Annotated in this window: 20 protein-coding genes; 8 read left to right on the top strand and 12 right to left on the bottom strand. The window is 73.3% G+C overall.

What is annotated here, in order from left to right:
* The first annotated feature begins 42 nt into the window (after positions 1-42).
* Positions 43-753: an ArsR/SmtB family transcription factor gene (locus RKD23_RS30105; RefSeq protein ID WP_424856553.1), complete on the top strand. Its 711-nt coding sequence runs from the start codon at positions 43-45 to the stop codon at positions 751-753.
* A complete protein-coding gene (locus RKD23_RS30100) occupies positions 750-1,673 on the top strand; it encodes a DMT family transporter (protein ID WP_424856552.1) in 924 nt (307 codons plus the stop codon). Before RKD23_RS30105 ends, RKD23_RS30100 begins: the two co-directional genes overlap by 4 nt.
* A gap of 100 nt (positions 1,674-1,773) precedes the next feature.
* Here RKD23_RS30100 and RKD23_RS30095 read toward each other — a convergent pair whose 3' ends face one another.
* The 10 genes from RKD23_RS30095 to RKD23_RS30050 form a co-directional block, all read right to left on the bottom strand.
* Positions 1,774-2,856 (bottom strand): Zn-dependent alcohol dehydrogenase, encoded by a 1,083-nt coding sequence (locus RKD23_RS30095; RefSeq protein WP_424856551.1) that lies wholly within the window; start codon positions 2,854-2,856, stop codon positions 1,774-1,776.
* Between the two features lie 14 nt (positions 2,857-2,870).
* Positions 2,871-4,259: an aldehyde dehydrogenase family protein gene (locus RKD23_RS30090; RefSeq protein WP_424856550.1), complete on the bottom strand. Its 1,389-nt coding sequence runs from the start codon at positions 4,257-4,259 to the stop codon at positions 2,871-2,873.
* Between the two features lie 179 nt (positions 4,260-4,438).
* A complete protein-coding gene (locus tag RKD23_RS30085) occupies positions 4,439-5,818 on the bottom strand; it encodes an ABC transporter ATP-binding protein (protein WP_424856549.1) in 1,380 nt (459 codons plus the stop codon).
* Between the two features lie 173 nt (positions 5,819-5,991).
* Complete coding sequence (locus RKD23_RS30080) at positions 5,992-6,879, bottom strand: class F sortase (protein ID WP_424856548.1); 888 nt, start codon at positions 6,877-6,879, stop codon at positions 5,992-5,994.
* A 979-nt stretch (positions 6,880-7,858) separates the two neighbouring features.
* On the bottom strand, positions 7,859-8,482 hold the full coding sequence (locus RKD23_RS30075) for a hypothetical protein (protein ID WP_424858369.1): 624 nt from the start codon (positions 8,480-8,482) through the stop codon (positions 7,859-7,861).
* A gap of 111 nt (positions 8,483-8,593) precedes the next feature.
* A complete protein-coding gene (locus tag RKD23_RS30070; protein ID WP_424856547.1) occupies positions 8,594-9,844 on the bottom strand; it encodes an MFS transporter in 1,251 nt (416 codons plus the stop codon).
* 24 nt (positions 9,845-9,868) lie between these two features.
* The gene (locus tag RKD23_RS30065; protein ID WP_424856546.1) at positions 9,869-11,260 is read right to left on the bottom strand and encodes a CitMHS family transporter; all 1,392 of its coding nucleotides are present in this window, start codon (positions 11,258-11,260) and stop codon (positions 9,869-9,871) included.
* A 140-nt stretch (positions 11,261-11,400) separates the two neighbouring features.
* Positions 11,401-13,638, bottom strand: coding sequence for a molybdopterin oxidoreductase family protein (locus RKD23_RS30060; protein ID WP_424856545.1), 2,238 nt, complete (start codon positions 13,636-13,638; stop codon positions 11,401-11,403).
* Positions 13,639-13,749: 111 nt separating this feature from the next.
* Positions 13,750-14,370, bottom strand: coding sequence for a TetR family transcriptional regulator (locus RKD23_RS30055; RefSeq protein WP_424856544.1), 621 nt, complete (start codon positions 14,368-14,370; stop codon positions 13,750-13,752).
* Entirely contained in the window at positions 14,367-14,999 is a 633-nt protein-coding gene (locus tag RKD23_RS30050; RefSeq protein ID WP_424856543.1) for a hypothetical protein, read from the bottom strand. Before RKD23_RS30050 ends, RKD23_RS30055 begins: the two co-directional genes overlap by 4 nt.
* 179 nt (positions 15,000-15,178) lie before the next feature.
* Between RKD23_RS30050 and hmgA the strand changes: the two genes are divergently transcribed.
* From hmgA to RKD23_RS30035, 3 genes are all read left to right on the top strand, one after another.
* Complete coding sequence (gene hmgA, locus RKD23_RS30045) at positions 15,179-16,492, top strand: homogentisate 1,2-dioxygenase (protein ID WP_424856542.1); 1,314 nt, start codon at positions 15,179-15,181, stop codon at positions 16,490-16,492.
* Positions 16,493-16,576: 84 nt separating this feature from the next.
* Positions 16,577-17,326 carry a GntR family transcriptional regulator gene (locus RKD23_RS30040; RefSeq protein ID WP_424856541.1) on the top strand — a complete coding sequence of 250 codons (750 nt, stop codon included), beginning with the start codon at positions 16,577-16,579 and terminating at the stop codon, positions 17,324-17,326.
* 33 nt (positions 17,327-17,359) lie between these two features.
* On the top strand, positions 17,360-18,505 hold the full coding sequence (locus RKD23_RS30035; RefSeq protein ID WP_424856540.1) for a type ISP restriction/modification enzyme: 1,146 nt from the start codon (positions 17,360-17,362) through the stop codon (positions 18,503-18,505).
* 67 nt (positions 18,506-18,572) lie between these two features.
* On the opposite strand, the gene RKD23_RS30030 is transcribed toward RKD23_RS30035, so the two are convergent.
* Positions 18,573-19,286: a TetR/AcrR family transcriptional regulator gene (locus tag RKD23_RS30030; protein ID WP_424856539.1), complete on the bottom strand. Its 714-nt coding sequence runs from the start codon at positions 19,284-19,286 to the stop codon at positions 18,573-18,575.
* 63 nt (positions 19,287-19,349) lie between these two features.
* Between RKD23_RS30030 and RKD23_RS30025 the strand changes: the two genes are divergently transcribed.
* The 3 genes from RKD23_RS30025 to RKD23_RS30015 are packed head-to-tail and all read left to right on the top strand — an operon-like array spanning position 19,350 to position 22,316.
* The gene (locus tag RKD23_RS30025; RefSeq protein WP_424856538.1) at positions 19,350-20,306 is read left to right on the top strand and encodes an ATP-binding cassette domain-containing protein; all 957 of its coding nucleotides are present in this window, start codon (positions 19,350-19,352) and stop codon (positions 20,304-20,306) included.
* Entirely contained in the window at positions 20,303-21,076 is a 774-nt protein-coding gene (locus tag RKD23_RS30020) for an ABC transporter permease (RefSeq protein ID WP_424856537.1), read from the top strand. The genes RKD23_RS30025 and RKD23_RS30020 overlap by 4 nt, the downstream gene beginning before the upstream one ends.
* 43 nt (positions 21,077-21,119) lie before the next feature.
* Complete coding sequence (locus tag RKD23_RS30015) at positions 21,120-22,316, top strand: CaiB/BaiF CoA transferase family protein (RefSeq protein WP_424856536.1); 1,197 nt, start codon at positions 21,120-21,122, stop codon at positions 22,314-22,316.
* Positions 22,317-22,352: 36 nt separating this feature from the next.
* Here RKD23_RS30015 and RKD23_RS30010 read toward each other — a convergent pair whose 3' ends face one another.
* Positions 22,353-22,619 (bottom strand): hypothetical protein, encoded by a 267-nt coding sequence (locus RKD23_RS30010; protein WP_424856535.1) that lies wholly within the window; start codon positions 22,617-22,619, stop codon positions 22,353-22,355.
* Positions 22,620-22,657 lie beyond the last annotated feature (38 nt).

The following is a 22,657-nucleotide window of genomic DNA, read 5'->3' as shown; positions in this document are numbered from 1 at the left end:
ATTTCGGTGGGGGCCGAAGCGTTCCTGTCGCATGCTGGGCCCATGAGCATCAAAGATCCGCAGGCGGCCGGGCTCGCCGCGTTCGCCGCGCTGATCGCCGACGAGACCCGGGCCGCGTGTCTGCTGGCGCTGTTGGACGGGCGGGCCTGGACGGCGGGCGAGCTGGCGCGGCATGCGGGCGTCGCCGCGTCCACGGTGAGTGAGCATCTGGGGAAGCTGGTCGCCGGCGGGCTGCTCGCGCAGGAGCGTCAGGGGCGCCATCGGTATGTACGGCTGGCGTCGACCGAGGTCGCGCAGCTGGTGGAGGATCTCGCCGCTCGGGTGGACGCCGGGGCGAAGGCGCGGCCGCGTGGTCTGCGGGAGGCGGGCGCAGGCTCGGCCATGGCGCGCGGCCGTACCTGCTACGACCACTTCGCCGGGCGGCTCGGCATCGCGCTCACCGACGCGTTCACCTCCCGCGGACTGCTGCGCCAGGACGCCGGGTTCGCGCTCACCGACGCCGGGCTCGCGTGGTTCGACGCGGCCGGCATCGCCCTGGACCGGGGCGGGCGGCGGCCGCTCGCGCGGGGGTGCCTCGACTGGACCGAGCGCCGGCCCCACCTCGCCGGGGTGGCCGGGGCGGCGCTGTGCCGGCACGCGCTGGCGGCGGGGTGGTGCGTGCGGATCGGGTCCGCGCGCGCCGTGAAAGTGACCGACGAGGGTGAGCGGGCGTTCTGCGACCTGCTCGGAGTGGAAAGCGGGATTCTTCGGTGAAGCGACTGCGTCGCGGTGAACTTCTGGCGGCCGGTGCCGCGTGTGTCACCGTCGTGCTGTGGGCGTCGGCCTTCGTGTCCATCCGCAGCGCGGGAGCGGCCTACTCCCCCGGCGCGCTCGCGCTCGGGCGGCTGCTCGCCGGGGTGCTCGTCCTCGGCGTCCTGTGTGCCGTACGGCGGGAGGGGCTGCCGCCGCGGAGTGCCTGGCGGGGCATCGCCCTGTCCGGGGTGCTGTGGTTCGGGTTCTACATGGTCGCCCTCAACTGGGCCGAGCAGCAGGTGGACGCCGGGACGGCCGCGCTGGTGGTGAACATCGGGCCGATCCTCATCGCCCTGCTGGCCTCCAAGGTGCTCGGGGACGCGATGCCGCCGCGGCTGGTGGCGGGGATGGCCGTGTCGTTCGCCGGGGCGGTGGCCGTCGGTCTTTCGATGTCGGGCAGCGGTGGGTCCTCGGTCCTCGGGGTGGTGCTGTGCCTGCTCGCCGCGGTCGGGTACGCGGCCGGCGTGGTCGCGCAGAAGCCGGCCCTGGGGCGGGCGAGCGCGCTGCAGGTGACGACGTTCGGGTGTGCCGTCGGGGCGGTGATGTGCCTGCCGTTCGCGGGGCAGTTGGTGCGGGAGGCGGGCGAGGCGCCGCTGCGGGCCACCCTCAACATGGTCTATCTGGGCGTGTTCCCGACCGCGCTCGCCTTCACCACCTGGGCCTACGCCCTCGCCCGGACGAGCGCCGGACGGATGGGGGCGACCACGTACGCCGTGCCCGCGCTGGTCGTCGTGATGGCGTGGGCGGCGCTCGGCGAGGTGCCGGGGGCGCTCACGCTGGCGGGCGGCGCGCTGTGTCTGGCGGGCGTGGCGGTGTCGCGCTCCCGGCCACGGGCCGCGGCGCCGGAGCCCCGGCCTCAGAGCGCCGACGCCACGGTGTGACCACGGGTCCCGGGTTCGCCCGACATCCCGGCACCCTCGCCGGGCTGGTACGCCCGGCACCCCGGCGTCGTTACGAGGCCGGGGTGCGGGGCGTCGCGGATCAGAAGACGACCAGGGCGCGGCCGCCCTTGCCCGCGAGCATGTTGTCGAAGGCCGCCGGGATGCCGTCGAGGGTGATCCGCTCGGTCACCAGTGACGACAGGTCCAGGCGCCCCTCGCGGACGTGCTCGGCGAGGACCGGGAGGTCGCGGGCCGGGTCGGTGTTGCCGTAGACGCAGCCGGACAGGGTGCGGCCCCAGTGGAAGATCTCCAGGGCGTTGAAGGTGACCTGCTGGTCCTTGCCGCCGATGCCGACGACGGTGGTGCGGCCGCCGCGGCGGGTGGACTCCCAGGCGGCGCGGATGGTGACCGCGCGGCCGACGCACTCGACGGCCACGTCCACGCCCTGCTTGGCGGTGAGGGCGCGGACGGCGCGCGGGGTCTCCTCGGAGGCGACGACGTAGTCGGTGGCGCCCGCGGCGCGGGCCAGTTCCTCCTTGGCCGGGGACACGTCGACCGCGATGATCTTCGACGCGCCGGCGATCCGGGCGGCCTGGAGGGCGGCCAGGCCCACTCCCCCGACCCCGAAGACCGCGACCGTCTCGCCCTCGCGCACCTGGGCGGAGTGCCGGACGGCGCCGTAGCCGGTGAGGACCGCGCAGCCGAGGAGGGCCGCGTCGGTGAGCGGGATGCCGGCGGGTGCGGGCAGGGCGCAGGCGGCGCGGACGACGGTCTCCTCGGCGAACGCGGCGACGTTCAGGCCGGGATGCAGGTCGGTGCCGTCGGCGGTACGGGCGTAGACGTCGGCGACGCCGTTGAGGGCATTGGCGCAGAGCCAGACCTCGCCGAGCGTGCAGGCGTGACAGGCGCCGCAGGACGGGGCCCAGTTCAGGACGACGCCGTCGCCGGGCGCGACATGGGTGACGCCCTCGCCGACGGCGACGACCGTGCCGGCACCCTCGTGGCCGAGGACGGCGGGGACGGGGACGCGCATGGTGCCGTTGGTCAGGGACAGGTCGGAGTGGCAGACACCGGCGGCGGCGAGGCGGACGCGGACCTGGCCGGGGCCGGGGTCCGGGAGGTCGATGTCGGTGATCTCCAGCGGAGCACCGACGGCGGGCAGTACGGCGGCACGGACGGCCATGACGGGCAACTCTCCTAGAACTGCAGTGACTTGGTCTGGAGGTACTCGGCGAGGCCGTGTGCGCCGAGCTCACGGCCGACGCCGGACTGCTTGTAGCCGCCGAAGGGGGCGAGCGGGTTGAAGCGGCCGCCGTTGATGTCGACCTGGCCGGTGTCCATGCGGCGGGCGAAGGCGACCGCCTCGGCCTCGTCACCGGCCCAGACGGCGCCGGCCAGGCCGTAGATGGTGCCGTTGGCGATGCGCAGGGCGTCCGCCTCGTCCTCGTAGCGGATGATCGACAGGACCGGGCCGAAGATCTCCTCCTGGGCGATGGTCATGTCCTCGGTGACATCGGCGAAGACGGTCGGGCTGACGAAGAAGCCCTGCTCGCGCGGGGGTTCGGAGCCACCCGCGACCAGGCGCGCACCCTCGGCGACGCCCTTGTCGATGTAACCGCGCACCCGCTCCTGCTGCTTGGCGTTCACGAGCGGGCCGATGCGGTCGCCGTACTTGACGGCGGCGGCCGCGGCCAGCTCGACGGCCTCCTCGTAGCGGGAGGTGTGGACGAGCATGCGGGTCCAGGCGCTGCACGTCTGGCCGGAGTTGGACATGACGTTGGCGACGCCGACGTTGACGGCCTTGGCGAGGTCGGCGCTGGGGAGGATCACGTTGGCGGACTTGCCGCCCAGCTCCAGGGCGACCCGCTTCACGGCGCCGCCGGCGAGGGCGCCGATGCGCCGGCCGACGGCCGTGGAGCCGGTGAAGGAGACCAGGTCGACGTCCGGGTGCTCGGCGAGGGCCTGGCCGGCGACCGGGCCGAGGCCGGTGACGAGGTTGAACACACCCGCGGGGACGCCCGCTTCATGGACCGCCTCGGCGAACAGCTGGGCGGTCAGCGGGGTGTCCTCGGCGGGCTTGAGGACGACCGTGCAGCCGGCCGCGAGGGCGGGGGCCACCTTGGCGACGATCTGGTGCAGCGGGTAGTTCCAGGGCGTGATCGCGGCGACCACACCGACCGGCTCCTGGAGGACGGTCGAGTTGCCGACCTTCTCCTCGAAGGCGTACGTCGCCGCCAGCTCGGCGTACGAACTCGCGACGGCGATCGGGGCGCCGACGTGGACGTTCTGCGAGAAGGCCAGCGGCGAGCCCAGCTCGGCGGTGACGGTCTCGGCGATCTCGTCCTTGCGGGCGATCAGTATGTCCCGCAGCGCGGCGAGCCGTTCGGCGCGGGCGGCCGGGGGCGTGGCCGCCCAGCCGGGCAGGGCCGCGCGGGCCGCCCGTACGGCGGTGTCCACGTCCTCGGCGTCTCCCGCGGGGACCCGGGCGACGATCTGCTCGTCCGCCGGGTTCACCACGTCGATCACGCCCTGGCCCGCGGCGGGGCGCCAGGCGCCGTCGATGTACATGCCGTCCTGGGCCTTCATCGGCCTACCTCCCGAGATCGCGGCGACATCCGGGAAGCCAAACTAGCGGCGATAGTTTTCCCGCGCCAGAGGCACCCGGCGGTGAGGCCACGCCCGCGCCGGAGGCATCCCGGCGAGAGGCTACGCCACCTGGGGCGCCGCGCCGATGTGAGATGGGCCCGGTCGGCCGCGCGTCCGCCTCACTCCGCCAGGCCCGGCAGGCGGGCCGGGGCCGGGCAGATGCGCTCGCCGTCCTGGTCGAAGACGAACAGGTGGGCCAGGTCGACCAGGAGCGGCACCTGCATGCCGTACCGCAGGTGGAGGTCGGGGGTGGTGCGGACGATGAGGTCGCCGGGGATACGGCCCTGGGGAGCCGCGAAGGGTTCGGCGGACTCGGGCCGCCGGTCCGCGGGCTCGTCCAGCACCACGACCGGGCCCGCCCGCAGCGCGCCCGCCCGCTCCCGGAGCCGGTCCACGACCGTGCCGCCCTCGCGGCGCAGCCGGTCCACCACCGTGGCGCCCTCGCGGCGGCGCCGGGTGCGGCGGACCGGGCGCGGGGCCTCCAGGTCCGGTACGACGGCGGGGCTGGAGCCGGTGTTGACGTGGACGAGCACCTCGTGGCCCTGGAACTCCACATGCTCGACCAGGCCGACCAGCGGCACCTCGCCGGGCCGGGCGGCCGAGGGCTCGGCGAAGCGGAGGGCCTCCGAGCGCAGGCCCACGATGACCTCGCGGCCCTGCTGCACGCGCAGCATCTGGTGGTCCAGGGACAGGGGTTCGGGCAGCCGCAGGTACTGCTTGCCGAGGCTGATGGTCATCGCCCCGCCGATCGGGGCCCGCACCAGGCCGCGCAGGAGGTTGATGCGGGGCGTGCCGATGAAGGCGGCGACGAACACGTTGCGGGGCAGGGCGTAGACCTCGCGGGGCGTCCCCACCTGTTGCAGGACGCCGCCGCGCATCACGGCGACCCGGTCGCCGAGCGACATGGCCTCGGCCTGGTCGTGGGTGACGTAGATCGTGGTGGCGCCCAGCTCCCGGGTGAGCCGGGCGATCTCCGCGCGCAGGTGGTTGCGGAGCTTGGCGTCCAGGTTGGACAGCGGCTCGTCCATCAGGAAGGCGGAGGGGTGGCGGGCGACCGCGCGGCCCATGGCGACCCGCTGCCGTTCGCCGCCCGAGAGCTGGCGGGGGAAGCGGTCGAGGAGGTCCTCGATGCCCAGCATGCGGGCGGTGGCGTCCACCCGCGGGCGGGGGTCCGCGCCGGGGGACTCGATGCGCAGCGGGAAGCCGATGTTGTCGCGGCTGGTCATGTTCGGGTAGAGCGCGAAGTTCTGGAAGACCATCGCCATGTCCCGGCCCGCCGGCGGCAGGTCGTTGGCATGCTCGCCGTCCAGCAGCAGGCTCCCCTCGTCGATCTCCTCCAGGCCGGCGATCATGCGCAGGACCGTCGACTTGCCGCAGCCGGAGGGGCCGAGCAGGACGAGGAACTCGCCGGAGGCGATGTCCAGTGTCAGCCGGTCCACCACACGGGTGCCCTTGGTGTAGCTCTTGCTGACGTCGTGCAGGGAGATGGCGCGTGTCATGAGGGGTGCCCCCGGGGGCTCATTCGGGCGCTGGTGCTCCGCGGTCGGACGCCCCGTGCGGGTCGTACGGGGCCTGTGGGTCCCGGAAGTTAACGGAACCGGCGCGGCCGGGGGAAGAGATCGGGCAGGATCGGACGCGATGGTCCACCAGGTGAGAAAGCGGACGGCCGAATTCAGCGACGGCCGGCGGCAGCGCGGGTCTCGACGAGGTGGGCGAAGACGACGACATTGCCCGAATAGCCGTTCCTGCGGTCGTAGTTGCCGCCGCAGGTGATCAGCCGCAGTTCGGGGCGGCCCCGGGCGCCGTACACCTCCCGGTTGGGGAACCGGTCCTTCTCGTACGACCGGATGGCGTCGACCGAGTAGACGGCGGTACGGCCGTCGGCGCGCTTCACCTCGATCAGGCGGCCGCGCTTCAGTTCGGTGAGGCCGGCGAAGACCGCGGGGCCGGTGTCGGTGTCGAGGTGCCCGACGGCCACGGCGGTGCCCTGCTCCCCGGGCGACGGGCCGTCCGCGTACCAGCCGACCAGGTTGGCCTCGTCCTCGGGCGGCGCGGGCAGCTGCCGCCGGCTGTCCAGGTGCAGGCTCATGACCGGGGCGTCCACACCGATGTAGTCGATGGTGAGGCGGGTCGCGCGGGAGCGCGGCAGGGGGCGGAGCGCGGGCGCGGCGGGGGAAGCCTTCCGGGGCCCCGAGGGGCGCGGGGACGGCTTCGGGTCCGGCTGCGCCGAGCGGTGCGGGGTGGGCTTGCGGGCGTCGCGGGCGTGCGGGTTTCTGGTGTCGTGCGCTTGTGGGTTTCCGGTGCCGCGCGCTTGTGGGTTTCCGGCGTCGCGGGCATGCGGGTTTCCGGCGTCGCGCGCATGCGGCTTCCGGGCACCATGTGCATCCGACTTCGCGGCATCACACCGATCGGCCTTCCGGGCGCCGCGCGGATCGGACTTCTGGGCGCCAGGCGCGTCCGGCGTGAGGGCGCCACGCGGGTCCGGCTTCCCGGCGCCACGCAGGTGCGGCTTCCCGGCACCACGCGCATCGGCCTTCCGGGCGCCACGCGCGTCCGACATGAGGGCGCCACGCAGGCCCGGCTTCCCGACGCCACGCGCATTCGACTTCCCTGCACCGCGCGCATCCGACCTCCCGGCACCACGCGCATCGGCCTTCCGGGCGCTGCGCGCGTCCGACGTCACGGCGCCACGCGCATCCGATTGCCCGCCACCAAGCGCATTGGCCTTCCGGGCGCTGCGCGCGTCCGACGTCACGGCGCCACGCGGGTCCGGCCTCCGTGCGCCACGCGCATCCGACTTCCCTGCACCACGCGCATCCGACTTCCCTGCACCGCGCGCATCCGACGCCCCAGCGCCAGGCGCATCCGGCCTCCCGGCACCACGCGCGTCCGACTGCCCGCCACCAAGCGCATCGGCCTTCCGGGCGCTGCGCGCGTCCGACGTCACGGCGCCACGCGGGTCCGGCCTCCGTGCGCCACGCGCATCCGACTTCCCGGCACCCTGCGCATCCGACGTCCGGACGCCACGCGCATCCGCCGTCCCAGTGCCACGCGCATCTGACTTCCCGGCACCCCGCACATCGGCCTTCCGGGCGCCACCCGCATCCGACGTCAGGGCACCACGCGCATCCGGCTTCCCGACACAACGCGCGTCCAACTGCCCGGCACCACGCGCATCCAGCCTCCGTGCGCCCCGCGCATCCCGCTTCCCGGCGCCCCGTGCACTCCGTTCCCCTGCCCCCCTCACCCGCTCACCCCCGCGGTGCGGGTCGCGCTTCCCGGCCTCGCGGGAGTGGGGGGCCCGGTGGTCCCGGGCCTGGTTCTCGGGGTTCCGGGTGCCGTCTCGTGGTGCCCCGCGTGCGTCGGTGTGGTCGCCGGTGGCGGACAGGGCCGGGGAGCCCGGCCGGGCGGTGTCGACCGCCCCGCCGGGCTCCTCGCCCTGAGCCCACCAGACGCCGCCCGCCACCAGCGAGACCGCCATCACGACCGTCCTCGTCAGACGGTAGGCGCGCGTCCGGTACCAGGGCCTGCGGATGCGCCTACGCGCCATGCGGGCGACGACGGAGCCGGAACCACATCACCCCGCCGACCGCGGCGAGGCCCACGGTGGCGGCACCGGCGACCGGAGCGAAGGCGGCGTCACGGGCGAGCCCACCACCGCCGGCGGGCGGGCCGCCGTGCGGCGGGACGCCAGGTCCGGTCGGGGGCGCGGTGGGCTTGGACACCGGGCAGGAGACCTTGAACACCTTGAACTTGCCCGCTCCATTGCCCTGGTTGGTCCGCCAGGTGAGCTTGTACTGCCCGTTGGGCAGGCCGAGCGGGATGCTCTGGGCCATGCCGTTCGCGTCGATGGTGATCGTGTTGTCGGGGTAAACCGCGTTGGGCAGCTGCGCCCCGCCCGGGATCGGCGGCTGGGTCTTGATGGTCCAGGTGACCCTCTCGCCCGGGTCGAAGTTGAAGGCCGCCAGGTAGAAGTCGCAGACGTTCGGCTCGTTGCGCTGGTCGGTGAAGGGCGTGCCCACCGCGTGGATCTTGACGTCCCCGTTGTCGCCGGGCTGGGCGACGGCGGGGATCGCTCCGGCGAGGCCGCTCCCGGCGAGGGTCAGGGCCGCGAGGGCGGCGGTGCGCGTTCGGGCGCGGCGTGGCAGACACGTGGTGGGCAGGGTGGGCATGCGACATCCTCCGAGTCAGACTGATTGTCGTACGAATCACTCGTGTTCTGACTCTTTGTCACATCTCCGCCGGGAAGAGCGGGACCCGCGCCCTACGACCCGTCAGTTGTCGCCCTTCCGGCCCAAGGACACCCCGGTCCGACGGGGTTCGGCGACCTCACCGGCGGCCTCACCCGAGGCCTCCTCGGCGGGCTTCGCCGGTGCGCGCAGGGCGACGCCCGAGGAGAGCAGCAGCAACACGCCGAGCATCACGAACGGCGCGGCCACCCCCGCGACCCCGGCGATCAGGCCCGCCGCGGCGGGCGCGGCGACCTGGCCCAGGCGGTTGCCGGTCAGGCGCAGGGCGAGGGCGGTGGAGCGGGCGCCGTCCGGGGCGGCCTGCACGACCGTCGTCATGGACAGCGGCTGGCCGACGCCGAGGCAGAAGCCCAGCGCGGCCAGCATCACGGCCAGCGCCCACACCGGCACCGGAAGGGCGACGCCCGCGCACAGCGCCGCCGCCAGCAGGCACGTCACCATCAGCAGCGCGCGACGGCCCAGCAGCCGCAGCAGGGGCGTCAGCACCAGCCGGCAGGCGATCGTGGCCGCCGCGCGCAGGCTGAGCAGCAGACCGATCACCGAGGGGGCGATGCCCCGGTGCTCGCCGACCACCGGCAGGTAGGCGGTGAGGATGTCGGTCGCGGACAGCACGGAGAGGCTGATGAGGATGCCGGCCGGCACCCCCCTGGTGCGCAGGATGCGGTGCACGGGGACGCCTTGCCCGGCGCGGGACTTGGGCGTCGTACGGCGGTGCTCGATGCGCCACAGCGAGGTGAACGCGGCGGCCGCGCCCGCACCCGCGACCAGCAGGGCGAGCGCGCTGCTGCCCGCCATGTCGGGGCCGCCGATCAGCGCGCCGGCCGCGACCGGGCCGATCAGCTGGCCGAGGGAGGCGCCGATGGTGAAGTGGCCGAAGTTGCGGTCCTGTTCGTGCGGGGCGGACTGGCGGGCGACCAGCGACTGGGCGCCGATGACGAACGAGAGATGACCGAGGCCCATCACCCCGCTCCACACCGCCATCGTCCACAGCGACCCGGCCAGGCCGCTGAGCGCGCAGCCGCCGGAGATCAGCACCACGCCGACCGGCAGCAGGGGCGCGCAGCGGCCGTGGTCGGTGCGGCGGCCCAGCGGGACGGCGGCGAACAGCGGCAGCAGGGCGTAGACGCCGGCGATCACACCGACCGCGGTCTCGTCCGCGCCCAGCGCCAGGGCCCGGTAGGACACGGCGGGCCGGGCCATCGACACCGCCCCCTGGGCGAAGCCGAAGGCGATGACGAGGCGGAGCAGCCAGCCGCGGTCCTTACCGGGCCTCATGGTCGGATCCCTCCCCAGGATGTGTCAGATGATGCCGAAGAGCAGACCGGCGGCGAGGATCACCAGGCAGGTCGCGGCGGCCCACTTGACCACGAACCGGGTGTGGTCGCCGAACTCCACCTTCGCCATGCCGACCAGGACGTACACGGCCGGGACGAGCGGGCTGGACATGTGCAGCGGCTGGCCGACGAGCGAGGCGCGGGCCATCTCCAGCGGGGTCACGCCGTGCGCCGCGCCCGCCTCGGCGAGGACCGGCAGGACACCGAAGTAGAAGCCGTCGTTGGACATGAAGTACGTCAGCGGCAGGCTCAGCAGACCGGTGACCAGGGCCATGTGCGGGCCCATGCCGGCGGGGATGACGTCCACCATCCACTTGGCCATGTGGTCGACCATGCCGGTGCCCTGCAGGACGCCGGTGAAGACGGCGGCGGCGAAGACCATGCCGGAGACGTTCAGGACGTTGTCGGCGTGGGCGGCCAGCCGGGCCTTCTGCTCGGGGATGCGCGGGAAGTTGACGGTGAGCGCGAGCGCGGCGCCGAGCAGGAACAGCACCGGGATCGGCAGCCACTCCATGATCATGGCGGTGAGCAGGGTGACCGTCAGCAGCGCGTTGAACCACAGCAGCTTGGGGCGCAGGGTGGGGCGGTTCGGGTCCAGGCCCTTGAAGTCGTCGTCCTCGTCGGAGGCGTCCGCACCAAGGACGCCGGAGCCCGTGCCGCCGGTCACCTTCGAAGCGCCGCCGGCACCGGAGCCCGCACCCACCAGCACCGTCTCCTCCTCCAGCACCTCGTCCAGCGTCAGCACGCCGAGCCGCTTGCGCTCGCGCAGGCCGAGGACGTACGAGAGGACGATCACGAAGAGCAGGCCGACGGCGAGCGCCGGGATCATGGGCACGAAGATGTCGCTGGCGTCGACCTTCAGGGCGGTGGCCGCGCGGGCGGTGGGGCCGCCCCAGGGCAGGGTGTTCATCACGCCGTTGGCCATCGCGGCGACACCGGTCATGACGACCAGGCTCATCTTCAGGCGCTTGTACAGCGGGTACATCGCCGAGACGGTGATCATGAAGGTGGTGGAGCCGTCGCCGTCGAGCGAGACGATCGCCGCGAGCAGGGCGGTACCGACGACGATGCGCATCGGATCGGCCTTGGCGAACTTGAGGATGGCCCGCACGATCGGGTCGAAGAGGCCGACGTCGATCATCACACCGAAGTAGACGATCGCGAACATGAGCATCGCGGCGGTGGGCGCGAGGCTGGAGACGCCGTCGATGACGTAGTCGCCCAGCTCGGCGCCCTTGCCGACGAACACGCAGAAGAGCGCTGGGATCAGCACGAGCGCCGCGATGGGCGACATCTTCTTCAGCATGATCAGGACCAGGAAGGTCGCGATCATGGCGAAGCCGAGGATGGTCAGCATGAGTGGATACCTAACGTTCGCCCTTGAACATCCCACCAGGGCCGGCGGTGGCAGTGACGTTAGGTGCCGTCAAGCGGCGTTAACAAGACGTTGACGTGCGAGCAATAAGCGCAAAACTGCTGGTCACAGCTTTGCGCTGCTCACAGGGACGCCAGGGCGGACACCTGGACCGGCACTCCGTTGAGGACGGCGTTGCCCGACAGCGGGTCGAGCAGGCGGCCGTCGAGGAGCTGGTTGACGTTGACGCCGGGGTCCTTGGCGGCGTGGCCGAGGCGGGTGCCGGGGCGGTCGTGGCCCCAGCCGTGCGGGAGGCTGACGACGCCCTGACGTACGGCGTCCGTGACCTCGACGGGGACGGTCACCTCTCCCCCGGCGCCCTTCACCCGTACATCCGTCCCGTCGCGGACGCCGAGCCGTTCGGCGTCCTCGGGGTGCAGGTGGAGGGTGCAGCGGTTGGAGCCGCCGGTGAGGGCGGGGACGTTGTGCATCCAGCTGTTGTTGGAGCGCAGATGGCGGCGGCCGACCAGGAGCAGGCCCGCGGGGCGTTCGGCCATGGCCTGCTTCAGCCGAGGCAGGTCGGCGGCGATCGGGCCGGGCAGCAGCTCGACCTTGCCGCTGACGGTCTTCAGCGGCTGGGGCAGGCGCGGCTGGAGGGGGCCGAGGTCGATGCCGTGCGGGTGGTCGAGGAGCCTGGCCAGGGTCAGTCCGTCCGGTCGTACGCCGAAGCCGTCGCCGTAGGGGCCGAGGCGCAGCATCAGGTCGAGCCGGCGTTCGGGGCCGGTGTCGCCGGTGAGCCGGGCGGCCAGCTCCTGCGGGTCGCGGCCGTGGACGGGCGAGTGGGGCTCGCGGACCGCCTTGGCGAGGGTCTGGTCGATGACCATGGTGTCCACGGCGGCCGGGTCGGCGCCGTGCATGCCGGTCGCGGCGAGGGTCAGCCGGGCGAGGATCTCGGTCTCGGCCATGCGGCCGTCCTCCAGCGGGACGGCGGGGCGGGTGTAGCGGACCTGGTTGCGCACGGCGAGGGTGTTGAAGGCGAAGTCGTGGTGCGGGCTCTGGGCGGGCGGGGGCGGCGGCAGGACGACGTGGGCGTGCCGGGAGGTCTCGTTGAGGTAGGGGTCGACGCTGACCATGAAGTCCAGGGAGTCCAGGGCCTTGTCGAGGCGGTCGCCGTCGGGCGCGGACAGCACCGGGTTCGCGGCGACGGCGATCAGCGCGCGGACCGGCTCGCCGTCCTCGGTCGCGGTGTCGATCTCCTCGGCGAGCGCGGACAGCGGCAACTCGCCCTTCGCCTCGGGGTGTCCGCTCACGCGGGAGTGCCAGCGGCCGAGCGCGAAACCGCGGCCGGGTCCGGCGGGCCGGGGCGTCTTGTCGGTGGCGGCCTGCGGGAAGAGGGCGCCGCCGGGGCGGTCGAGGTTGCCGGTGAGGATGTTGAGGACGTCCACGAGCCAGCTGGCCAGGGTGCCGTGGGCGACGGTGCAGCTGCCGATGCGGGCGTAGACGGCGGCGGTGGGGGCGGCGGCGAGTTCGCGGGCGAGGGTGCGGATGACCGGGGCCTCGATGTCACAGGCCTCGGCGACCGACTCGGGGGTGAAGTCGCGTACGGCGTCCCGGAGTTCGGCGAGGTCCTGCACATGCTGCCCGAGTACGCCCAGGTCGGTGAGGTCTTCCTCGAAGAGGACGTACGCCATCGCCGCGAGCAGCAGCGCGTCCGTGCCGGGCCGGATGGCGAGGTGCCGGTCGGCCAGCTTGGCCGTGCGGGTGGTGCGCGGGTCGACGACCGTGAGGGTGCCGCCGCGGGCCTTGAGGGCCTTGAGCTTGCCGGGGAAGTCGGGGGCGGTGCACAGACTGCCGTTGGACTCCAGGGGGTTGGCGCCGATCAGCAGGAGGTGGTCGGTGTGGTCCAGGTCGGGGACGGGAATGGCGTTCGCGTCGCCGAAGAGGAGGCCGCTGGAGACGTGCTTGGGCATCTGGTCGACCGTGGAGGCGGTGAACAGGCTGCGGGTGCCGAGGGCGGCCAGCAGGACGGGCGGGTAGAGGGCGCCGGCCATGGTGTGGACGTTGGGGTTGCCGAGCACGATGCCGACCGCGTGCGGGCCGTGGCGTTCGACGACCGGGCGCAGTCCGGCGGCGACCGCGTCGAAGGCCTCCTCCCAGGTGGCCTCGACGAGTTCGCCGTCCCGGCGCACGAGCGGGCCGCGCAGCCGGTCGGGGTCGCCGTCCACGGCGCCGAAGGAGGCGCCCTTGGGGCAGATGAAGCCACGGCTGAAGACGTCCTCGCGGTCGCCGCGGGCCCCGGTGACCCGGGTTCCGTCGATCGTGAGGGTCAGCCCGCAGGTGGCCTCGCACAGGGGGCAGATTCGCAGGGCGGTGCGGGGCACGGGTCCTCCCGGAAGGGTCGCGGCAGCGGTGGCGCACAGGCAGGACGCCGAGCATACCGACCGGTAGGCATGGAGGGGAGGGGTGTGACGGCGGGACTCGGTCCCGCCAGGTCAGTCCAGCAGCCGGGCCAGATAGCCGCGCAGCAGCTGCCGCATCTCCGCGATGATCCGCTCGTCGCCCTCGGGGTCCACCCGGAAGGCCAGGTGGACGAGGGTGTCGGCGGTCTCCACGGCGATCAGGAAGCTGCGCCGCATGTCCTCGTCGGGCTCCCGGGACAGGAAGACGGCGAGCAGCTCGGTGAGCCGCTCGGCGACGCGGTGGTTGGGTTCGGCGTCGCGGGAGCCGACCGGGATCTGGTTGCCGAAGTCGACGAGCGAGAAGCCGGGCGCGGTGCGCTTCATGGCCAGGTACTCGTCGAGCACGGCGTCCACGGCCGCGCGCCAGTCGCCGCCGCCCGCGATGGACTGAAGGCGCTCGCGGACGCGTTCGGTGAACCGCTCCAGGTTGCGCTGGGCGAGGGCGTCGGCCATCGCCCGTTTGTTGCCGAAGAAGCGGTAGACCGAGCCGATGGGGACGCCCGCGCGCAGCGCCACCGCGCGGGTGCTCAGGGCGTCGTAGCCGACCTCGTCGAGGAGGTCGGCGCAGGCGTCCAGGATCCGGGTCAGCCGTTCGGCACTGCGCCGCTGCACGGGGGCACGGCGGAGCGAGGTCGCGTGGGACACGGACTTCATGATGCCCTTCCGCCGGGGTCGGGTGAACCACGCCCCTTCATACGGAGGGAGACCTGGGGTGTACTCACGCCGGAGGACGGCGTGGACCGCGAGGGGGTGCCCCACGGGGAGGACGCCGCCGGTGCCGACTCCTCCCCCGACGCCGTGATGTCCGCCGTGCACTCCACCGGCTGCCCGTCCACGGCCCACACCGTGCCGTCGTCGGCGTAGAGGCGTGCGGTGACCTGGTGCGTGCCGCGCGTCACCAGGCGGGCCGCGAGGCGGTGGTCGGGGTCGCGCAGCTCGGCGAGGGGCCGGCCGTCCAGGTAGAGGCGGACGTAACCGCGGCCGGCGGCCGCCTGCTCGGGGGCTCCGGGCGGCGAGAAGCGGAAGTTGCTCAGGGCCAGGCGGACGTCCCAGCTGCCGCCGCTGTCCGGCTGCACCTCGATGCCGACGTCGGGGGCGTCCTCCTCGTCCACCTGGCGATAGGGGCGCCCCTGCTCGTCCTGGCTCTCGAGCACCTGGCCCACCGGTGAAGGCGAGTCACCGTTCTTGCCCTCCCCGGCGTCACTGGTGCCACAGCCCGCGGATCCGGTCAGCAGCAGGACACAGACCGCGAGCGCGGCAAAGGGTCTGCGCGTCCACGACATGGCCGTGAGCGTAGAACACCGGTCCGACACCTCGAATCCCCCTGAAGTCTGGTTCTCGTCCTCCCCACAGAGGAGGACGCGGCGAGATCACGCGGCCCTCTTGCGCCCACCCCGAGCGAATCCTACGGTGAACCATAGGAATGAGTACCCACGCATACGGACGGCAGGGAGAAGCGAGCATGAGCGCGGAAGCGCGGAAGACCGCCGAGGGGCTGTCGTATCTCTCGGGTTTCGGCAACGAGCACAGCTCCGAGGCCGTCCCGGGCGCACTGCCACAGGGGCGCAACTCGCCGCAGCGGGCACCGCTCGGCCTCTACGCGGAGCAGCTCAGCGGGACGGCGTTCACCGAGCCGCGGGCGCACAACCGCCGCTCGTGGCTGTACCGGATCCACCCGTCGGCCGCGCACCCGGCCTTCACCCGCACCGGCAACGGCACCCTGCGCACCGGCCCGTTCACGCAGACCGTCCCGGACCCCAACCGGCTGCGCTGGAACCCGCTGCCGGAGCCCGCTGAGGGCACCGACTTCCTGGCGGGCCTGTGGACGCTCGGCGGCAACGGCGATGTGACGCAGCGCGCCGGCATGGCCGTGCACCTGTACCACGCCAACGCCTCGATGGACCGGGTGTTCAGCGACGCCGACGGGGAGCTGCTGATCGTCCCCGAGCACGGCGGGCTGCTGCTGCGCACGGAGTTCGGCCTGCTGCACGCCGAGCCGGGCCATGTCGCCCTGATCCCGCGCGGCGTCCGCTTCCGCGTGGAACTGCTCGACGAGTCGGCCCGCGGCTACGTCTGCGAGAACTACGGCGCCGCCTTCCGGCTGCCCGACCTCGGCCCGATCGGCGCCAACGGCCTGGCCAACGCCCGGGACTTCCACGCGCCCGTCGCCGCGTACGAGGACGTCGAGGGCCCGGTGGAGGTGGTGAACAAGTTCTGCGGCAACCTCTGGAAGGCGACGTACGACCACTCGCCGCTGGACGTCGTCGCCTGGCACGGCAACTACGTGCCGTACGTCTACGACCTGCGCCGCTTCAACGTCATCGGCACGATCTCCTACGACCACCCGGACCCGTCGATCTTCACGGTGCTGACCTCGCCGTCGGACACGCCGGGCCTGGCGGGTGTCGACTTCGTGGTGTTCGCGCCGCGCTGGCTGGTGGGCGAGGACACGTTCCGGCCGCCGTACTTCCACCGCAATGTGATGAGCGAGTACATGGGCCTGATCGAGGGCGCGTACGACGCGAAGGCGGAAGGTTTCGTGCCGGGCGGCGGCTCGCTGCACAACATGATGTCGGCGCACGGACCGGACCGGGAGACGTTCGACAAGGCGAGTGCGGCGGAGCTGAAGCCGCAGCGGATCGACGACGGTCTGGCGTTCATGTTCGAGACCCGCTGGCCGGTCATCCTCACCCCGCACGCGGCCCGCGCCGAGCACCTCCAGGAGCGCTACGACGACGTGTGGCAGGGCCTGGAGCGGCACTTCCGTCCGCTCTGAGCACTCCGCCGGCTCCGAGCACTTCCCGGCTCCGAGCGGTCAACCGGTTGCACGGAAGATTCCCGAAAGGGTACGGATGGCCCCGTGACCTCCTTCGCCCCGGACTCCATCGTCCTGAACCGCAAGCTGCCGCTGTGGTACCAGGTGTCGCAGTCGCTGCGCGCCTCGATACTCGGCCGCTCGCCGCAGGACCCGCTGCGGCTGCCCACCGAGGAGCAGTTGGCCGGGCACTACGGCGTGAGTGTGCTGACCATGCGGCAGGCGCTGAAGGAGCTGGAGGACGAGGGCCTGATCAGCCGGCACCGCCGCCGGGGCACGTTCATCGAGCCGGGCGTCAAGCGGGGCGCCCCGGTGCGGCTGCTGGGCTCGGTCGACGCGATCGTGGCCCAGCAGTCCGGCATGGCCGCCGAGCTGCTGGACCACGGCCGGGCCGCCCCGCCGGCCGAACTCGCCGAGCACTTCCCGGAGCTGGCCGAAGTGGCGACGTACCACCGGCTGCGCAGCGACGAGAAGACCGGTGAGCCGACCAACCACGCCCGCAACTACGTCCGTCCCGAGCTGGCCGACCGTATCGATCCGGCCGATCTGGCGCGCTGGCCGATGACCAAGGTGCTGCGGGACGTGGTCAAGGCGGACATCAGCCGGATCACCGACACGGTGGAGGCCCGCCTCGCGGACCCGGAGACGGCCCGGCTGCTCAACGTCCCGCTGCTCAGCCCGATCCTGCATTACACGGGCATCACCTACGACACCGAGGGCCGGGTGCTGGACGTGGCGGTGATCCACTACAGGGGCGACCGCTTCTCCTTCACGGTCACGCTCGAAGCGCACTGACTCATACATGAGGTCCACCGAGCGCGTCGTACCATGCCGGGCGTGACGCACGACGACGCTCCGCCGCTCGCGGACCTCATGCCGTGGTCCGTCGCACCGCCGCGGCCGGGCCGCACCTGGCCGGTGGCGCCGGACCCGGCCGCGCTGAGGTCCCGCTGGGCGACGCTGCTCAAGGCCGAGGGCCCGGACCGCGAGGCCCTGTTCGCCCCGACCCGCTCCCGCTCGCTGCACACGGCCGTCGGGCAACTGCCGGGCCGGCACGGCGGCACGGAGAAGCTGGCGCGCGCGTCCGGGCCCTGCCCCGAGCCGGTCCGCGTCCTGCACGCGCCCTTCGACGAGCAGTGGCTGATCCCCGACCACCGGCTGCTCGACGCGGCCCGCCCGGAGCTGTGGCGGGTCGCGGACGGACGCCAGATCTTCGTCGTGGAGACCCCCGACACCCCCGGCCTGCCCCTGCTGGCCACCTCCCTGCTGCCCTTCACGCGCCGCGGCCGCGTCCGCCCGCTGTACCGCCGCCCCGGCGCCGAGGAACCGAACCTCGCCCCGGGCCTGACGGCTCATCTGGCGGCCCGCCTGGGGGTGCCGGTCCCGCCGGAGGACATGCTCGCCTGGATCATGGCCGCGGCCCGCCCCGACCTCACCGTCCCCCTGCCGGACGACCCCGACGCCTGGGAGCGGGGCGTGCGCACGGGCCACCGCCTGCTCTGGCTGCTGCGCCCCGACGGGGAACGCCCCAAACTGCCGGGCGGCCGCCGCCCGTACGTCCGCGCACCACTGCCGTCCCGCCCGCTGTCCCTCGCCTACGACCGTGACGACGAGGCCCTGGCTCTCGACGAGGGCCGCATCTCGCCCGTGCCGCCCGAGGCGTGGGACTTCGAGGCGGAGGGCGTGCGCGTCCTGGAGTCCTGGTTCGCGTCCCGGACCGCGGATCCGACGCCCGGCACCCTGGACGCCGTCCGCCCTTCGGCCTGGCCCCAGACCTGGACGTCGGAACTCCTGGAGCTGATCACCGTACTGGCGCTGCTGGCGGAGATTCAGCGCCCCGAGCCGAAGCCGGCCATCACAACGAAGGACCTACGGGAGGCAGGCGTACTGCCGCTCCCGCCCTCGACTCGCAAACCGGCCTCGGTCCTGGACCATGAGGAGGAAGGCCCGGGGGGTCAGTTCACCTTGGTATAGGCAACCCAGGGGCGCGGGGAACTGCGCGAGCGACCACAACGGACCCGCACTCGCACGACGGCACAGCTCAGCGCGGCGCATAGGCGTCCAGCACCCGCCCCACCAGCCGCTCGAAAACGGCCTCCAGATCAACCGGCTCGGCCCCGCCCTCAGCAACCGCCGCCGCCAGCCGAGGAAACGCCCCACTCGCCAACTGCCCGCCGACATAAGCGGAGCGCACCGCGTTCTCCTGCTCTTCCGACCAGGGCAGCGTCCGTGCCCGCTCGGCGACGGCCAGCTCGTTGGCGACCGACGTCGCCACGACCCCGTTCACCATGGCGATCAGCTCGACCTTCGTGCCGTAGGGCGCGTCCAGCGGGTCGAGGCAGGTCAGGCACCACTCCAGAAAGCGCAGCGAGTTCGGCGAGAACCCGTAGACGCCCGAAATCAGCCGCACCATCCACGGATGCCGGTGCACCAACGCCCGCCCCTGCCGCGCCATGCGCAGCATGTCCGCCCGCCAGTCCCCCGTCGGCTCCAGCAGCGCATGCTCACCCGCCGCCGTGTCCATCATCAGCTCGAAGAGGTCTTCCTTGCGCGGCACGTAGTTGTACAGCGACATCGTCCCGCAGCCCAGCTCGGCGGCGACCCGTCGCATGGACACCGCGTCCAGCCCCTCGGCGTCGGCGATCCGCACCGCCGCCGCGGCGATGTCGGCGCGGGTGTACGCGGGCTTCGGCCCCCGGCCCGTGCGCTCGGGCCGGGTCCAGATCACATGCGGTTCGGCCGCTCGGCCCGCCATCGGTCATCACCTCGCCCACCATCGTAGTTACGTACGCCGTACGTAGTGCGCTATGGTGCGGCCATGACTTCTACGTACGCTGTACTTAGTGAAGGTCTGGAGAAGCGCTTCGGCGCGGTCCACGCCCTGCGCGGGCTCGATCTGGCCGTCGCGCAGGGGACGGTCTGCGGGGTCCTCGGCCCCAACGGCGCGGGCAAGACGACGGCCGTACGGCTGCTGACCACGCTGCTGCGCCCGGACTCCGGCTCGGCCCGGGTGGCCGGGCACGACCTGGTGCGGGAGGCGGCCGAGGTACGGGCCCGCATCGGCGTCACCGGGCAGTACGCCTCGGTCGACGGCGACCTCACCGGCCGCGAGAACCTCCGCCTGTTCGCCCGGCTGCACCGGGTGCGCGGTCCGAACGCGGTGGCCGACGAGCTGCTGGAGCGGTTCGGCCTGGCCGAGGCCGCCGACCGGGCGGCGAGCACGTACTCGGGCGGCATGCGCCGCAGGCTCGACCTCGCGGCGAGTCTCGTACGGCGTCCCGAGGTGCTGTTCCTCGACGAGCCGACGACGGGCCTCGACCCGGCGAGCCGCGGCCGGATCTGGGAGGAGGTGCGCGAGCTGGCGGCCGAGGGCACGACCGTGCTGCTCACCACGCAGTACCTGGAGGAGGCGGACCGGCTCGCCGACGACATCGTGCTGATCGAGCGGGGGCGGGTCGCGCACACCGGGTCGCCCGAGGAGCTGAAGTCCGTCGTCGGGGCGTACGCCGAGGCCGTGGTGACCGGTCCTGAGGCGATGGCGGAGGCCGCCGCGGTGCTGGACCGGCTCACCGGCGGCCGGCCGACGCTGGACCACGACCGGCGGGCCGTCGGCGCGGTCACCCGCGACACCACCCTCACGCTGCCGCGTCTGGTGCGTGAACTCGACGCGGCGGGCGTGCCGTTGCTGGACGCGAGCATCCGGCCGCCCACTCTCGACGACGTCTTCCTCCGGCTGACGGGCGACCCTGTGGACCTCAAGGAGCGTGCGGCATGAGCGCGTTGGCGTACGACGGCACGGCGATGCTGGGCCGGCAGCTGCGGCGCATCCGCAACAACCCGGGCCTGGTGGTACTCACCCAGACCGCCCCGATCACGATGCTGCTGTTCTTCGGGTACGTCTTCGGCAGCGCGGTCGCGATGCCCGGCGAGGCCTACCGATCCTTCCTGGTGCCGGGTCTGCTGGTCGCGACGGCCGCGGGCGGCATCACCACCGGCATGCTCCAGGCGGCGCAGGACACGCACCGCGGCGTGATGGACCGCTTCCGCACCATGCCGGTGAGCCGCGCGGCGGTGCCGCTGGGGCAGGCGGCGGCCGACCTGGTGGTCACCGCGGCCGGCACGGTGCCGCTGCTGCTGGTCGGGCTCGCGGTGGGCTGGCGGATCGAGGGCTCGGCCCTGGAGGCGGCCGGGGCGCTGGGGCTGCTGCTGCTCTTCCGGTTCGCCTCCACCTGGGTCGGCATCCTGCTGGGCATGCTGACCCGGGACGAGGAGACCGGCGGGCAGCTGGCCAGCATGACCTTCGTGCTGCCTCTGCTGTCCAGCGCGTACATCCCCGTCGACGGCATGCCCGGCTGGCTGCGCACGCTCGCCGAGTGGAACCCGATCAGCGCGGTGACCACCGCCCTGCGCGACCTGTTCGGCAACGCGCCCGTGCCCGAGGGGGCCGCCTGGCCGGTGGCGCACCCGGTCGCCGGGTCGCTGGCCTGGTGCGCGGTGCTGATCGCGGTGTGCGCGCCGCTCGCGGTGCGCCGGTTCTCACACTGACCGGTGCTGACAGGGCCGTCCGCCGCGGGTGATGATCCACACCATGGACCGACTCCCCCTCCCCCTGGACGGCATCACCGTCGTCGCCGTCGAACAGGCCGTCGCGGCCCCCTTCGCCACCCGCCAGCTCGCCGACCTCGGCGCCCGGGTGATCAAGGTGGAGCGGGTCGACGGCGGCGACTTCGCCCGCGGCTACGACACCGCGGCGCGGGGCCTCGCCTCGCACTTCGTGTGGTGCAACCGCGGCAAGGAGTCGGTCGCGCTGGACCTGAAGGACCCGCGCGGCCTGGACGTCGTACGGCGACTGGTCGCCGAGGCGGACGTGTTCGTGCAGAACCTCGCACAGGGCGCGGCGGCCCGGCTGGGTCTGGACGCGGCGACGCTGTGTGCCGCGCACCCGCGGCTGATCGCCGTGGACATCTCCGGTTACGGGCCGTCGGGGCCGTACGCCGAGAAGCGGGCGTACGACATGCTCGTGCAGTGCGAGGCGGGGCTGGTGTCGGTGACCGGGACGCCGGAGCAGCCGGTGAAGGCGGGCATCCCGGCGGCCGACATCGCGGCGGCCATGTACGCCTTCTCGGGGGTGCTCGCGGCGCTGGTGCGGCGTGGCACGACCGGGCGGGGCGGGCCGGTGGAGGTGTCCATGCTGGACGCGCTGGCGGAGTGGATGGGCCATCCGCTGCACCATGCGATGCACGACGGCACTCCCCCGGCGCGCACCGGCCTCGCGCACGCCGTCATCGCCCCGTACGACGCCTATGCGACGGCCGACGGCGGGCGGGTGCTGCTGTCGGTGCAGAACGACCGGGAGTGGCAGCGGCTGGCCGAACAGGTTCTAGGACGCCCGGAGTTGGGCACGGACCCGGACTTCGCGACGAACGCGGCGCGGGTGGCCCACCGGGAGCGCACCGACGCCGCTGTGGCGAAGGCGCTGGGGGCGCTGTCCGGCGACGAGGCGATGGCCCGCCTGGAGGCGGCGGGCATCGCCTGCGCGCGATTGAGGGAAGTTTCCGAGGTCGCGGAGCATCCGCAGCTGGCGGCGCGGGGGCGGTGGCGTCGGGTGGGTTCGCCGGTGGGCCCGCTGCGGGCGTTGCTGCCGCCGATCACGCTGCCGGGTGGAGGCGAGGCGCGCATGGGGGACGTACCCGCGCTCGGGCAGCACACCGGGGCAGTGCTGCGCGCCGTGGGGATGACGGACGACGAGATCGCAGCGCTGCGCCGGGACGGTGTCGCGGCCTGAGCGTGAGCCCCGGGGATCACCCCGGGGTGGGACTGCTCAGTGACCGCCGAACAGCGTGCGGCGCAGTCGGCGCAGCGGCGCGAACAGCGAGACGCGGCTGACCCGCGTCAGACGGCTGCTGCGGTGGCGGTCGGGCTCACGGGCGGTCAGCTCACGCATCAGCAGGGTCGCCTCGGCCGTCTTCTGCTGCGGTACGGCGGGGCCGCCCAGCACCGAGAGATGGCGGTCGAGACGCGAGCTGGTCGCGCTGCTCCCGCAGGTGATCGCAGGGACCCTCGCCCTGCGCACAGTTATCTGTTCCATGTCACTCCCCACCCGTACGAGTCCACCCGGCCCACGGG

Origin of the sequence: Streptomyces sp. SAI-170 (assembly GCF_049739565.1) — a bacterium.
Classification (GTDB): domain Bacteria; phylum Actinomycetota; class Actinomycetes; order Streptomycetales; family Streptomycetaceae; genus Streptomyces.
Note: the sequence above shows the minus strand (reverse complement) of the source record. Positions and strands in the feature narration are given on the sequence as shown.